This window comes from Mesorhizobium sp. WSM4840 (assembly GCF_055811755.1).
In genome coordinates, this window is record NZ_JBVVQD010000022.1 from 26969 (window position 1) to 40780 (window position 13812).

A 13812-nucleotide genomic window follows, 5' to 3' on the forward strand; every position below is an offset into this window, starting at 1 on the left:
GCACCTGCGCGCCTACATCGTGAGGACAATCTCTTTCCACGGACGGACCTGCCATGAACAGCCTCATCGGCCAATTCGACATTTCCGACGATCGCATCAAGCAGATCGTCGCCGAGACTATCAACGGCGCCGACGACGGCGAGCTGTTCCTCGAATACAGCGAGAGCGAAGCGCTGATGTTCGACAATGGCCGGCTGAAGACCGCCAATTTCAACACAGACCAAGGCTTTGGCCTGCGCGCCGTCGCCGGCGAAGCGAGTGGCTACGCGCATTCCAGCGATCTTTCCGAAGCATCGCTGCTGCGCGCGGCCGACGCCGTCTCGACGGTCAAGAGCGGCTATTCCGGCACGTTTGCCGCGGCTCCTGCCCGCACCAACCGCCATCTCTATGGCGACGAGAACCCGATCCCCTCGCCCTCCTTCGAGGCCAAGGCCAAGCTCCTTCAGGAAATCGATGCCTGGCTGCGAGCCGAGGATCCGCGCGTGCGACAGGTGACGGCTTCGCTCGCCGCCTCCTGGCAACATGTCGAGATCGTGCGCGCCGACGGCCAGGTGGTGCGCGACATCCGCCCGCTGGTCAGGATCAACGTGTCGGTGGTGGTCGGCAATGGCGACCGCCAGGAGAGCGGCTCCTACGGCATGGGCGGGCGCAAGGCGTTTGGCGAATTTCTGGTCGAGGAGAGCTGGAAGCACGCGGCCAAGGAGGCGCTGCGGCAAGCGCTGGTCAATCTCGAAGCGATCCCCGCGCCCGCCGGCACCTTCGACATCGTCCTGTCCAGCGGTTGGCCGGGCGTCATGCTGCACGAGGCGGTCGGCCACGGGCTGGAAGGCGACTTCAACCGCAAGAAAACATCGGCTTTCGCCGGGCTGATGGGCCAGCAGGTGGCCGCGAAGGGTGTCACCGTCGTCGACGACGGCACCATGCCCGAGCGGCGCGGCTCGCTGACCGTCGATGATGAAGGAACACCTTCGGCCCGCAACGTGCTGATCGAAGACGGCAAGCTTGTCGGCTATATGCAGGATCGCCAGAACGCCCGGCTGATGGGCATGAAGGCCACCGGCAACGGGCGGCGCGAAGGCTATGCACACCAGCCGATGCCGCGCATGACCAACACCTACATGACCTCGGGCGACATGGAGCCGGACGAAATCATCGCGTCGGTCAAGAACGGCGTCTATGCCGTCTCCTTCGGCGGCGGCCAGGTCGACATCACCTCGGGCAAGTTCGTGTTCGGCTGCACCGAGGCCTACATGATCGAGAACGGCAAGGTGACGCAGCCGATCAAGGGCGCCATGCTGATCGGCAATGGGCCTGACGCCATGCACCGCGTTTCGATGATCGGCAACGACATGAAGCTCGACACCGGCATCGGCATGTGCGGCAAGGCCGGCCAGGGCGTGCCGGTCGGCGTCGGCCAGCCGCATCTCAGGATGAACCAGATGACGGTCGGCGGAACGCGGGTTTGATAGAAGCTGCCGGCTGGTTTTGTGGTCACGAATACCATCCCGGCCGCCACTGCTGCTCCATCTCGTCAAATGCGTAGCTTGCGCCTTGAATTTGGCGCGACCTCCTATTATCTTACGTTTGTCTTACATCTAGGGGCGTACGTGCCGTGGCTGCTACGGAAAAGCTCATAACCACCGTCTCGACCAAGGGACAGGTCATTTTGCCCAGCGCAATCCGGAAACGGAGGGAATGGGACGCCGGCACGCGTCTTCTGGTCGAAGACACTCCGGAGGGCGTGCTACTGAAGCCTGCGCCAGTCTTCGCCGAGACACGGCCAGAAGACGTGTTCGGATCCCTGCCCCATAGAGGCAGGCCGAAGACGTTGGAAGAAATGGATGCGGGTGTGCTGGCCGAAGCGCGGCGGCGCCATGCTCGCGATTGATACCAATCTTATCGTCCGCTACCTGACAGGCGATCACCCGATACAGTCTCCCCGCGCCGGGGCGCTGATCGATAGCCAGCCGGTCTTTGTCGCCATTACAGTGATCCTGGAGGTCGAGTGGGTGTTGCGCAGCACCTATGGTTTTGCGCCGCTCGAAATCGCCCGTACGCTACGGGCGTTTAGTGGGCTCCCCACGGTGGAGGTGGAAGACGGAGCGGTCGTGTCGTCCGCGCTCGACCTCTCGGAAAGGGGATTAGATTTCGCTGATGCGTTGCGTCTGGGCAAGTCCGCTCACTGCGCCGGCTTCGCGACTTTTGACCGTAAGTTCGTCAAGGCCGCAAGGGCGGCCGGATATGAGGGCGTGCAAGAAGCCTAGCCGTCTCCCGACCAGGTTCGAACTGCCCTAAAGCGCGTCGCATTTGACCGGGCTCATGTGACGCGCTTTAGGTTGTTGTTTTGTCGTTATCGCAAAACCGCTGCACACTTTTGCGCGACATGCATTAAAGCCATGAAGCCGGCGTTTTCGGCAGGCGATGGTCGGGATCGATGACCTTCAGACGGGGTGCGTTGCTCTCGTTCCATCGCCAGAGGGCGACGCATGTGCCGCCGGGCGACATGAAGGAGGGGTAGATCACGCCATGCTGCCCATCGGCAATCAGGCGATCTCTCAGCGTGTGCGTCTCAGGCACAAGGCCTTGATCAATGATGTCGCGCCACTCACATCGGTGAATGTCTGCCGTGACGCCGAGCTTGATCAGCACATCAGCGTCCGTCAGGTCGGCCAGCCGCGCGCCTGAAAGTTCGAGCTGCGCAATCAGCGCCGGATGCTGGACAAAGCCCTGATTGTACTCCGCCCAAGCAGTGGACAATTCCCGCGCGGCATAGATCGTCGGGGTCCCCACCGGATTCCAGCGACCGCCAAAGCGGGCCGCTCCTTCGCCGGAAAGCGGCAGATGCGCCCAACGCGGCACGAAGGCGCGCCATAGGCTCAGCCTGTTTTCAGGCATAAATGCCGGAGCGGACTGCCTCCAGATAGGCAAGCACCTTGTCCGTTTTGCCCTCTCGAACGAGATCGTAGGCGGTCTTTCCCGCCCAGCCGGGGATTGGCTGATGCTTGAACCAGATCGCCGCACGCTGTTCATCGCCGGCCATCTCGCCTGCCATCGCCAGGATACGGACAATCGGACTCAATGCGGCGTCGACCTTGCGCGCGCCGGTCTTGGCGGCAAGCGTGTTGCGCGCGACGCCGATCAGACCCGCCAGTTCGGTCAGATTGACGCCCAGCAGTTCAGCTACCCGTCTTGCCGAAAGAAATGGCGTCCGTTCCTCGCCAAAGCGCGATGCTCTGATATCGAGGGCTGCGGTATTCATAACAGGTTCCTAGCACATTTTGAACGACACGCGATCAAAATAGGCTCATTTCTGGCGCAATTCAAGCTCAACGCTTGCAAAGCCTACTACCGCCTTCTCCTCGGCTTCTCCAAAAGCGCGACGGCCTCGACATGCGGAGACCACAGGAACTGGTCGATCGGCGTTACGCTTTTCAGAGCGTAGCCGCCGTCGATCAGGCTGCGCAGGTCGCGCGCCAGCGTCACCGGATTGCAGGAAACCGCGGCGACCAGCGGCACGTCGGAACGGGCAATCTGCTTCGACTGGTCCTCGGCGCCGGCGCGGGGCGGATCGAACACAATGCCATCGAAGGTATTCAACTCCTTGAATGTGAGCGGCCGCCGAAACAGGTCGCGGCGTTCGCTGGTCACGCGCTTCAGACCGCTGGCGAAACGGAACGCCCGGTCGAGCGCCGAAAGCGCTGCCGCGTCACCCTCCACCGCATGGACTTCCGACTTGGCGGCGAGACGTAGCGCAAAGCTGCCGCAGCCGGCGAAGAGATCGGCGACCTTCTTGGCGCGCGCGAAGTGCCGGCCGACGATGTCGGCCATCGCCTGCTCGGCGGCTTCGGTGGCCTGCAGGAAGGCGCCCGGCGGCACCGCGACGGCGATGTCGCCGAACATGACAACCGGCTTTTTGGGCTCGATTATGATCTCGCCATCGATCGAAAGCCTTGCCAGCCCCTGAGCGATGACGAAATTGGAGGCGACGCGGCGCTGGTTTTCGCCAAGCTTGCCGGACTCGTGAACCGCGACATCGAGGCCGGAACCGGTCACTGTGACCGTCATGCGGAACGATTTCGTCGTTGCGCAAACCAACTCGGCGAGTGCTTTCAGACGGTCGAGCTTTGCGACGATTTCGGGCAGCGAGATCGGGCATTCCTCGATGGAAATGATTTCGGACGACAGCGCCCGAACGAATCCGAGCAGCATGCCGGCCTCGCTCCGTCGGGCGGTGAACACGACGCGCCGACGCGTCTGCGGCGCGCACGGCACCAGCGCGTCAATGTCGCAAGTGACACCCTTGCTGTTGAGCGCATGCGCAACCTTGTCGCGCTTCCACCGATGATAAGCTTCGGCCTCAAGATGCTGGATTGCACAGCCGCCGCATTCGGTGAAATGCCGACAGGCAGGGTCGATGCGAAGCGGCGAAGCCTCCAGCACCGACATCAGCGTGGCACGGTCCTTTTCGCGCGCGGCGGTGACGGTTTCACCGGGCAGCGTGAACGGAATGAAAAGCTCGCCGGTTTCGGTCTCGGCGACGCCGTCGGCCTGGGAGCCCAGCCTTGTGATCGTGAAGCGCGCGTTCATCGGCCTCCGATCCCCCTGTTCTCGACTCCGGCGTCTTTGATCCCGGCGAGCAGGAACTCGCGGTTGCCGTCGCCGCCTTCGATCGGTGACAGATGCAGTCCCAGCGAGCGCCAGCCCGGGACGCCGTCGAGCCAATCCTGCAGCAGGCCGGCAACCCGCGCGGCATCGTATGGGTCTTTCAGCAAGCCGCCCTTGCCGATCGCCTCGCGGCCCGCCTCGAATTGCGGCTTGACCAGAAATATTGCTCTGGCGCCGCTCCTGGCAATGGCGAGCGCCGGCGGCAGCGCCAGCTTCAACGAGATGAAGCTGACATCGGAGACGATAAAATCCGGAATGCGATCGGCAAGATCGGCGGCGGAAAGATCACGGGCGTTCAATCCCTCGATCACCGTCACACGCGGATCGCCAGCGATATCCTGATGTATCTGGCCATGCCCGACATCGATCGCCGTGACATGTGCCGCGCCGCGTTCGAGCAAGACCTGAGTGAAGCCTCCGGTCGAGGCGCCGACGTCGAGCGCTTCGCTGCCGGCTGGATCGAGACCGAAATGATCGAGCCCGACGATCAGCTTCAGCGCAGCACGCGACACGTAACCCTGCGCCGGATCATCGACGGCTATGAGGCAATCAGCCAGGACGGTCTGGCCGGGCTTGCGGGCGATGACGCCGTCAACCGTCACAGTACCGCGCTCGATCGCGTCGCGGGCGCGAGAGCGGCTGGGGAACAGGCCGCGCGCGACGAGAAGTTCGTCGAGCCGCTGGCGTGTGCTGGCTGGCAAAGGGGAGTTCATCGGCCTTCATGGCGAAAGCCCGTCACGAAGGCAAGGATATTGGGGAAGACAACGAACATCTTGCGAAAGCGGCGAGCGCATCAGGCCGCGCCACAATCTGTTGGAATATCGCACCAGGTCCGGCACAATGTTGGGAACGATATGCTCGTGTTGCTGCCAGAACGTGAGGAGGACGGATGCTGACCGGAACCTGCCATTGTGGCGCGGCCCACTGGACGTTGGAGGGCGATCCCGGCTCGATCACAGCCTGCAATTGCACGCTTTGCCGCCGCTATGGCGCGCTGTGGGCTTACGATTATGTTGACGAACGCATCCGTCTTTCGGGACCGACAAGTGCTTATACGCGCTCCGGAAAGGATGACCCGTCGCTCGAGATTCTGTTCTGTCCGACATGCGCCTGCGTTCTGGCCTGGCGTGGTTTGCGCTCCAGTGCCGCCGGTCGCACTCGAATCGCCGTCAATGTGAGGCTTGCGCCGCCTGACGCCGTCGCCGACCTGCCAATCGACCATTTCGATGGTCTCCATAAGTTCGAGGACCTGCCGCGCGATGGTCGCTGCGTGCGCGATATGTGGTTCTAATGCATGTCGCGCAGAAGTGCGCAGCGGTTTTGCGACAATGACATGCGTAAAAACAAGAACTTAAAGCGCGTCGCATGAATCCGTTCAAATGCGACGCGCTTTAGCGGAAATCTGACACTCAGTACCGGTGCGGAAGGGCGGAAGATGACCCCTTGGCGGTGGTTCGTTCGCGACCGGCCGAATTCACGCCCATGACCCTGAGCTGACCTTCATCAGCCCATTTCGCTGCCCGATGGCCGACGTTCACCCCAACCAGCGTTCCTGACCCAAAGCCGACCAGAGCAGGACTAGGCTCCGAAGCGATACTCTATTATCATGGAAACAGTTGCCCAGCGCCGGAAACCTCCATGGAGCGCAGGCTTGCGGCGATACTTGCCGCTGACATCGTTGGCTACAGCCGCCTTATGGAAGCCGATGAGGCGGATACCCTCGCGCGCCTGAAGAGCACCCGCGAGAACCTGATCGATCCGAAGATCGCCGCTCATAAGGGGCGCATCGTGAAGCTCATGGGCGACGGCGCGCTGATAGAATTCTCCAGCGTGGTCGACGCGGTCGGTTGCGCCGTCGAAATCCAGCGGACGATGGCGGAGTGCAACGCCGAACTGCCGAAGGAAAAACAGCTCGAATTCCGCATTGGCGTAAACCTTGGTGATGTGATTGTCGAAGGACAGGACATCTATGGCGACGGCGTGAATGTCGCGGCGAGACTGGAAGGATTGGCCGAACCCGGGGGCGTCCTGATTTCAGGAACGGCATTTGATCAGGTCGAGAGAAAGCTGGATTTTGAGTTCGAATTTTTGGGTGAACAAAAGCTCAAGAACATCGAAAAACCTGTTCGTCTGTATCGGGTAGGCCCGCGGGCACGCGCCGCGTCCGGAACAGTTCCAGCAAAACGCAAACGTCATATCGAATGGCGCCGGCTGACAGTCGCGGCGACGGCGCTGATCCTGATCGCCGGAGGTGTAGCGCTTTGGAAGGTGGTCGGGGACGGTTCAGGACCGCCGGTCGAGGTGGCCTCCAGGGAAAGAATGGCGTTGCCGCTGCCCGATAAGCCGTCAGTCGCTGTATTGCCATTCACCAACATCTCGAGCGACGCCGGCCAGGAGCACTTCGCCGACGGCATGACCGATGACTTGATCACCGACCTTTCCAAGGTTTCCGGCCTCTTCGTGATCGCGCGAAACTCGACATTCGTTTACCGCGGCAAGCCGGTAAAAATCAGCCAGGTCGCCGAAGAACTTGGCGTGCGTTACGTTCTCGAGGGGAGCGTACGGCGAGCCGGCGAGCAGGTGCGAGTCAACGCCCAGCTCATCGATGCCCTCACCGGCGGGCATGTGTGGGCGGACAGGTTCGATGGAAACGTCGCCGATATTTTTGCGGTCCAGGACGTTTTTGTCGCAAAGATCGTCGAAGCGTTGAAGGTCAACCTCACCACCACCGAAAAAACGGAAATTGCCCGCGCCAAGCCGGACAACATTGCAGCCAAGGAAGCTTTCGAAAAGGGTTGGAGCCTTTATCTCCGTTACAACGCAAAGGATACAGCTGCCGCCATCACGTCCTTGAAAAAAGCAACCGAACTTGATCCCGAATATGGGCGAGCTTATGCCGCCCTGGCGCTGGCCTACTTCCGCGTCGTTGACTCACTCTGGGGTAAAGAACTCGGTAGGGACGAACCATATTTCTGGTGGGGAGCTCACGATTACGTAGAGTTGGCCAAGAAATATCCAACGTCACTGTCTTATACGGTCGAGGCATTGCGGGACGGTTATCAAGGCCTGGCCAAAGATGCACGCAGGAATGCCGGTCGAGCGATTGCATTGGATCCCAACGACCCCGAGGCACACATCGCAACGGCTTGGGCGCTGACGATCTCAGGCGAACCTGCCGACGCGCTGAATTTCGTCGCGACCGCCATGCGGCTTAACCCGAGCTATCCAAGCCACTACGTTCTCGCTCGTGGATTGGCGCTCTTTGCAATGGGCGATCTGAAACAAGCGGCTGAGGTGTTCGGAGAAGGCGTCAGGCGAAACCCAGACGCAACTGCGCTCTTTCTACCTCTCAGTTCCGTGCTGGCGCAGCTCGGTCGCCGGGAAGAAGCGAGGCAAATGCTGATGAAGTTCCGGCCCGGCATAGGCCAGAAAGGCCTCGAAAACATTCCCGACACCTTACACCACTCGTTCAAATGGGATTATGAACACGCAAATGTCGGGGAGCGCCTGAATGATGGTGTCCGTATCGCTGCGCTGCCGCTGGACGTCACCGTTACGAGCCTGGAAGCAGAGCTTGGCGCCGGCGATCCCTTTTCCCAGCTATATGCAGCAAAACGACTGGGCTGGTTTGGACCAGCGGCATTACAAGCCGTTCCGGCTCTGGTTGAAGCGCTTAAGGTTGAGTATCTCCGCCGGGAGGCCATCGAGGCGCTGGGAAAGATCGGACCTCCGGCACAAGCTGCGATACCTGCGCTTGTCGCACTCCAGAATGAAGCTCTGGTTGGCATTTACGCAAAGGACGCGCTGTCCAAAATCAGAGGCAATTGATGGACCCTGGACGCGCGTCAGGGATTTCCGCTTGTGGCCCAACTCGGACCTGCTGCGATGTCCGCTCCGGAGCCGCTGTTGGGGGACAAGGAGACATCAAACGCGTCCAGTCCGTCATCCCAATTGTCGAGTAGACGGCCTAGGCGAACCACCAGCGTTCGGCGATCTTCGACCCGTCCATCGGCCAGTTCGACGCCAACTCGCCATGGGCGAGAGCCTTGGTGTGGGCATCGACATAGGAGTTGAAGACGAGGTTGATGAGCCCGCCGTCGTCATGCAGCAATTGCTGCATTTCGGCATACATGCCGGCGCGCTTGGTATCGTCGGTCTCCGAGCGGGCGGCGACGAGCAGCTCATTAAAGCGCGGATTTTTCCAGAACGTTTCGTTCCACACCGCTTCCGCCGCATAGCCGGTGGTGAACATCCAGTCGCACGTCGGCCGGCCGGCCCAGTAAGAGGCGTAGAACGGCTTCTGGAGCCAGACATTGTCCCAATAGCCGTCGTTGGGCTCCCGGATCACATTCAGGTTGAGGCCGGCGGCGCGGGCATGCTCCTGCCAGAGGAAAGCGGAGTCGGTAGCACCCGTGAACCCGGCATCCGCGACCGACAGGTCGAACTGGGTGTTCTCGGCCCCCGCCTTCTTGAGCAGGCTCTTGACCATGTCGGGGTCGTAGACGTGCTTCGGCTGCGGATCAGTCGCGAACTTGACGGTCGGCGCGATCGGATTGTCGTTGCCGATGGCGCCGTGGCCAAGAAACACCTTCCGCACGATCTCGTCACGATTGAGCGAGTACTTCAACGCATTGCGCACATCGGGATTGTCGAAGGGCGCCTTCTGGACGTTCATGACATAGACGTAGTGGCCGTAGCCCGTCGTCTCTGAGATCACGAGATCGGGGTTCTGCTTCAAAATGTCGAGCGTTTTCAGATCGCAGCGATCCATGTAATGGACTTCGCCGGTGTTGAGCGCGTTGGTGCGCGCCGTTACATCATTGATCGCCAGGTATTCGACACGGTCGAACCAGCCCTTGTCGGATTTGAAGTAGTTCGGGTTCTTATTAAAGGTGGCGATGACGCCCGGCTCGAACTTTTCGAGCATATAGGGGCCGGTGCGGGTGCCCGACTCCCAGTCGACGCCGCCCTCTTTCGCCGGCATGACCAGGATGTCCGACATGATGTAGGGGAAGTCGGCATTGCCGCCGTCGAGTTCGAACACCACCGTCAAGGCACCGTCGGCGACGACATTCCTGACCGTAGCCAAGAGCGATTTCATCATCGATTTCGTGCCCTCCATGGTGTGATGCCTGACCGAGGCCACGACATCATCAGCGGTAACCGTCTTGCCATTGTGAAAGGTGGCGCCTTTCCTCAGTTTGAACACCCACTTCTTGGCGCCGTCTGACGGCTCAAAGCTCTCGGCGAGGTCGGGGACCACGTTGCCCTTGGAATCGATCTCGGTCAGGCTGTTCGACAAGGTTCCCCCTAGCGCGGTGCCGGTGAACCGGTTGACGTAGGTACTCGGGTCCAGTGAATCGGTGGCGGCGGCATCGCTGATGCCGATCTTCAAGGTGCCGCCCTTCTTGGGCTCGGCGCGCGCGACCCTGACGAACATTGCATTGGCGGCCGTGGCGGTAAGGCCGGAGGCGAGCGCCAGCTGAACAAAGTCACGACGCGAAACCCTGCCTTTGGCGGCAAGCGTGGCGGCCAACTTCAGTTTCGTTTCAAATTCCGTCACAGATGCTCACCCTCGAACGGAAGATCATGCGAGACCCTCGGCGGCCCGAGAGACTTAGGACGATAGCACAACAGGCATTCCCGAGCTAACGAGGACCTCCGGCAGCGCACGGTCGGACTCGTGTCCTCTCGCTTGCTCCCGCGCGGACTTGGGCCTCGCCCGGGGCGGATGGATCGGTCGATATTCAGTTCGTTGGCTGCGACGGAAAGATTGCCAACTGTATTTCGATTACACCAGGCTGGAGTTACTGGGTCCGCCTCTATCACCCGCGCACGCAAATTTTAGATCGCACATGGGTATTCCCGGAGCCGAAGCTGATGAATTGATATGAGGATGTCGAATGTCCGCTCTTTCAAAGCTGCCCTGGAATCGCTTTCGCTAATGTCCGTTTCTGGCTGGTCGCTCATTTCCAGTCGACAATCGAACGGCACGAAACCACCCAGTTCTGCTCTTCACACGCGGTAGCAAGCATCAGGATTTCACTCTGCTTCTAGAAGATTGGCCGCGAGACCGGTGCCAAGAGACACCGTAGGCGAATGCCAAATGACAACGCAAACAGTCGGTTACGACCGCCGGTCGGCAAACTGATGCAAGCCGTTGAGATTTTGATTCAGGCGCTTTGCGCGCTGGCGGTGTGTCCCAGCGCCACGAAGACGGTGCGAACGATACCGGCGGCATCAAGCCCGGCGTCGGCGTACATCTTTTCGGGCTTGGCGTGATCGACAAAAGTGTCGGGCAACACAAGCGGGCGTACCTTCAGGCCGTTTTCCAGCAGCCCTTCATGGGCCAGGAATTGCAGCACATGGCTGGCGAAGCCACCGACCGCGCCCTCTTCCACTGTTACCAGCACCTCATGCGAGCGCGCCAGCCGCCGGATCAGGTCCTCGTCGAGCGGCTTGGCGAAACGAGCATCGGCGACCGTGGTGGAAAGCCCTGCCGCGCCGAGTTCCTCGGCCGCAGCCAGGCAATCCTGCAGCCGCGTGCCGAAGGAAAGGAGCGCAACCTTGGTGCCCTCCTTGACGATACGGCCCTTGCCGATTTCGAGAACCGAGCCACGCTCTGGCAAGTCGACGCCGACGCCGTTGCCGCGCGGGTAGCGGAAGGCGATGGGGCCTTCATCGTAGCTTGCCGCCGTGCGCACCATGTGGCGCAGTTCCGCCTCGTCCGCCGCAGCCATGACGACGAAACCGGGCAGCGTCGCCAAAAAAGTCGTGTCAAAGGCGCCGCAATGGGTCGCCCCGTCGGCACCGACGAAGCCGGCGCGATCGATCGGAAAGCGGACCGGCAGTTTTTGGATGGCGACGTCATGGACGACCTGGTCATAGGCGCGCTGCAGGAAGGTCGAATAGATCGCAGCGAAAGGTTTGAAGCCTTCCGTGGCAAGGCCGGCGGCAAAGGTCACCGCATGTTGCTCGGCGATACCGACGTCGAAGGTCCTCGACGGGAACGCCTCGCCGAAGAGGTCGAGGCCGGTGCCGTTCGGCATGGCGGCGGTGATGGCGACGATGCGGTCGTCCTCTCGGGCCTCCTGGACCAGGCTTTCGGCAAAGACCTTCGTGTAGCTCGGCGCGTTGGCCGGCGCCTTGGCCTGGGCGCCGGTGATGACGTCGAACTTGTTGACGCCGTGATATTTGTCGGCGGCCGCCTCGGCCGGTCCATAGCCCTTGCCCTTCTGGGTCACGACGTGGATCAGCACCGGGCCGTCGGCATTGTCGCGGACGTTCTTCAGCACCGGGATCAGGTGCTCGAGATTGTGACCGTCGATCGGGCCGATGTGATAGAAACCCATTTCCTCGAACAGCGTGCCGCCAGTGACGTAGCCGCGCGCATGTTCGACCGCCCGCTTGATGGCGCGATCGGCGCGCTCGCCCAGATAAGAAGTCAGCTTCTTGCCGAAATCGCGCAAGCCCAGATAGGCCTTGCCCGACGCAAGGCGGGCCAGATAGGCGCTCATTGCGCCGGTCGGCGGAGCGATCGACATGTCGTTGTCGTTGAGGATGACGATCAGACGGGCATCGAGCGCGCCGGCATTGTTCATCGCCTCATAGGCCATGCCGGCCGACATGGCGCCGTCGCCGATAACGGCAATGACATTGTTGCGGCCACCGGAGAGATCGCGTGCCATTGCCATGCCGAGGCCGGCGGAAATGGAGGTCGACGAGTGGGCGGCGCCGAACGGATCGTATTCGCTCTCGGCGCGCTGGGTGAAGCCGGACAGGCCGCCCTCTTGCCGCAGCGAGCGGATACGGTCGCGGCGGCCGGTCAGGATCTTGTGTGGATAGGCCTGGTGACCGACATCCCAGATCAGCCGGTCGTCTGGCGTGTTGAAGACATAGTGCAATGCGACCGTCAGTTCGACCACGCCAAGGCCAGCACCGAGATGTCCGCCGGTGTGGGACACGGCGTCGATCAACTCGGTGCGAAGCTCCAATGCCAACTGCGGCAGATCACGTTCGTCAAGCGTCCTGAGGTCGGCGGGTATGCGGACCTTGTCGAGAAGGGGCGTATGGAGCTTTGCGTTCACTGGTGGTAGGGCCTGCTTTTTATTCACGTGCGAAATAGGCCGCTGGCCGGCGAATGTAAATGCGTGTGAGTGACGCGGGCCAGATTCAAAGTGTTAAGGTTTCCTTTGCGTGTCCAAAACCGCACGCGGCGCTCTAATTGTCCGGCAGAGGAATGAACTCTTCTTCATCCCCAGGAACGATATCGAAGCGGCCTGTCTTCCACTCTTCTTTGGCCTGTTCGATGCGTTCCTTCGACGATGACACGAAATTCCACCAGATGTAGCGCTTCGAGCCAAGTGAGGCGCCGCCGAACAGCATAAAATGCGCTCCACCCTCCGAGGACACGACAATCTCGTCGCCGGGCCGAAACACCAGCAGCCGCTCTGCCGGAAAGCGGTCGCCGGAGATCGAGACCTCTCCCTCCAACGTATAGATGGCGCGCTCCTCGGCATTGGCAGGGATTTTCACGCTGGCGCCGGGCGCCAGGCTGAGGTCTGCATAGAGCGTGTCAGAAGCGGTCACGACCGGAGACCGCAGCCCGGAAAAGGCGCCGATGACGACGCGCCCGCTGACGCCTTCGGCGTCGATCTCTGGCAGACGCATGGCCGCCGTACTCTCGAAGATCGGGTCGACCTCCTCCTTATCGTCGGGCAGCGCCAGCCATGTCTGCAGGCCGGAAACCGACATCGGCGCGCCGCGCAGCTCCTGTGGCGTACGCTCGGAATGGACGATACCGCGGCCGGCGGTCATCAAATTCACGTCGCCGGGCTGGATTACCATTTCGGTGCCGAGCGAATCGCGATGCCTGATCTTGCCGTCGAACAGGTAAGTCACCGTCGACAGGCCGATATGCGGATGCGGACGGACGTCGAGCGCCTGGCCGGCCCGCAAAATCGCCGGGCCCATGCGATCGAAGAAGATGAAGGGACCGACCAGCCGACGCCTGGCGGTCGGCAAGGCACGGCGAACCTGAAAGCCGCCAATGTCCTTGGCGTTCGGAATAACCATCAGTTCGATCTGGTCGCTGGCGAAGGCGTCACCGGGCAGGGGGTCGTTTCCGGGGAAGAAGCTCATGCGGTC

At 61.4% G+C, this 13812-nt stretch carries 12 protein-coding genes; 5 read left to right on the top strand and 7 right to left on the bottom strand.

The annotated features are described in order from the left end of the window. Positions 1 to 53 precede the first annotated feature (53 nt). From tldD to AC0L3I_RS25460, 3 genes are all read left to right on the top strand, one after another. Entirely contained in the window at positions 54 to 1466 is a 1413-nt protein-coding gene (gene tldD / locus AC0L3I_RS25450) for a metalloprotease TldD (RefSeq protein WP_473528659.1), read from the top strand. A gap of 146 nt (positions 1467 to 1612) precedes the next feature. Further along, complete coding sequence (locus tag AC0L3I_RS25455; protein ID WP_123147067.1) at positions 1613 to 1888, top strand: AbrB/MazE/SpoVT family DNA-binding domain-containing protein; 276 nt, start codon at positions 1613 to 1615, stop codon at positions 1886 to 1888. Next, positions 1875 to 2264 (top strand): type II toxin-antitoxin system VapC family toxin, encoded by a 390-nt coding sequence (locus tag AC0L3I_RS25460; RefSeq protein WP_473528660.1) that lies wholly within the window; start codon positions 1875 to 1877, stop codon positions 2262 to 2264. The genes AC0L3I_RS25455 and AC0L3I_RS25460 overlap by 14 nt, the downstream gene beginning before the upstream one ends. Before the next feature lie 124 nt (positions 2265 to 2388). Here AC0L3I_RS25460 and AC0L3I_RS25465 read toward each other — a convergent pair whose 3' ends face one another. The 4 genes from AC0L3I_RS25465 to AC0L3I_RS25480 form a co-directional block, all read right to left on the bottom strand. Then, positions 2389 to 2895, bottom strand: a complete 507-nt coding sequence (locus AC0L3I_RS25465; protein ID WP_473528661.1) for an RES family NAD+ phosphorylase — start codon at positions 2893 to 2895, stop codon at positions 2389 to 2391. Further along, positions 2888 to 3259, bottom strand: coding sequence for an antitoxin Xre/MbcA/ParS toxin-binding domain-containing protein (locus AC0L3I_RS25470; protein WP_095492412.1), 372 nt, complete (start codon positions 3257 to 3259; stop codon positions 2888 to 2890). Before AC0L3I_RS25470 ends, AC0L3I_RS25465 begins: the two co-directional genes overlap by 8 nt. 86 nt (positions 3260 to 3345) lie before the next feature. Continuing rightward, positions 3346 to 4587, bottom strand: coding sequence for a class I SAM-dependent RNA methyltransferase (locus AC0L3I_RS25475; protein WP_473528662.1), 1242 nt, complete (start codon positions 4585 to 4587; stop codon positions 3346 to 3348). After that, entirely contained in the window at positions 4584 to 5378 is a 795-nt protein-coding gene (locus AC0L3I_RS25480; protein ID WP_473487631.1) for a TlyA family RNA methyltransferase, read from the bottom strand. Before AC0L3I_RS25480 ends, AC0L3I_RS25475 begins: the two co-directional genes overlap by 4 nt. A 176-nt stretch (positions 5379 to 5554) precedes the next feature. On the opposite strand from AC0L3I_RS25480, the gene AC0L3I_RS25485 reads away from it, so the two are divergent. Next, positions 5555 to 5956 (top strand): GFA family protein, encoded by a 402-nt coding sequence (locus AC0L3I_RS25485; protein ID WP_473528663.1) that lies wholly within the window; start codon positions 5555 to 5557, stop codon positions 5954 to 5956. A 347-nt stretch (positions 5957 to 6303) separates the two neighbouring features. Beyond that, entirely contained in the window at positions 6304 to 8493 is a 2190-nt protein-coding gene (locus tag AC0L3I_RS25490; protein ID WP_473487633.1) for an adenylate/guanylate cyclase domain-containing protein, read from the top strand. A 139-nt stretch (positions 8494 to 8632) separates the two neighbouring features. On the opposite strand, the gene AC0L3I_RS25495 is transcribed toward AC0L3I_RS25490, so the two are convergent. The 3 genes from AC0L3I_RS25495 to AC0L3I_RS25505 form a co-directional block, all read right to left on the bottom strand. Beyond that, positions 8633 to 10228 carry an ABC transporter substrate-binding protein gene (locus AC0L3I_RS25495; protein WP_473487634.1) on the bottom strand — a complete coding sequence of 532 codons (1596 nt, stop codon included), beginning with the start codon at positions 10226 to 10228 and terminating at the stop codon, positions 8633 to 8635. 610 nt (positions 10229 to 10838) lie between these two features. After that, positions 10839 to 12752 carry a 1-deoxy-D-xylulose-5-phosphate synthase gene (gene dxs, locus AC0L3I_RS25500; RefSeq protein ID WP_473487635.1) on the bottom strand — a complete coding sequence of 638 codons (1914 nt, stop codon included), beginning with the start codon at positions 12750 to 12752 and terminating at the stop codon, positions 10839 to 10841. A gap of 133 nt (positions 12753 to 12885) precedes the next feature. Then, positions 12886 to 13806 carry a pirin family protein gene (locus tag AC0L3I_RS25505; RefSeq protein ID WP_473528664.1) on the bottom strand — a complete coding sequence of 307 codons (921 nt, stop codon included), beginning with the start codon at positions 13804 to 13806 and terminating at the stop codon, positions 12886 to 12888. Positions 13807 to 13812 lie beyond the last annotated feature (6 nt).

Coding starts and splice junctions, on each gene's coding strand:
- AC0L3I_RS25470 (WP_095492412.1), bottom strand. CDS start 3,259: ATGAATACCGCAGCCCTCGATATCAGAGCATCGCGCTTTGGCGAGGAA.
- AC0L3I_RS25465 (WP_473528661.1), bottom strand. CDS start 2,895: ATGCCTGAAAACAGGCTGAGCCTATGGCGCGCCTTCGTGCCGCGTTGG.
- AC0L3I_RS25480 (WP_473487631.1), bottom strand. CDS start 5,378: ATGAACTCCCCTTTGCCAGCCAGCACACGCCAGCGGCTCGACGAACTT.
- AC0L3I_RS25490 (WP_473487633.1), top strand. CDS start 6,304: ATGGAGCGCAGGCTTGCGGCGATACTTGCCGCTGACATCGTTGGCTAC.
- AC0L3I_RS25485 (WP_473528663.1), top strand. CDS start 5,555: ATGCTGACCGGAACCTGCCATTGTGGCGCGGCCCACTGGACGTTGGAG.
- tldD (WP_473528659.1), top strand. CDS start 54: ATGAACAGCCTCATCGGCCAATTCGACATTTCCGACGATCGCATCAAG.
- AC0L3I_RS25505 (WP_473528664.1), bottom strand. CDS start 13,806: ATGAGCTTCTTCCCCGGAAACGACCCCCTGCCCGGTGACGCCTTCGCC.
- AC0L3I_RS25475 (WP_473528662.1), bottom strand. CDS start 4,587: ATGAACGCGCGCTTCACGATCACAAGGCTGGGCTCCCAGGCCGACGGC.
- AC0L3I_RS25460 (WP_473528660.1), top strand. CDS start 1,875: ATGCTCGCGATTGATACCAATCTTATCGTCCGCTACCTGACAGGCGAT.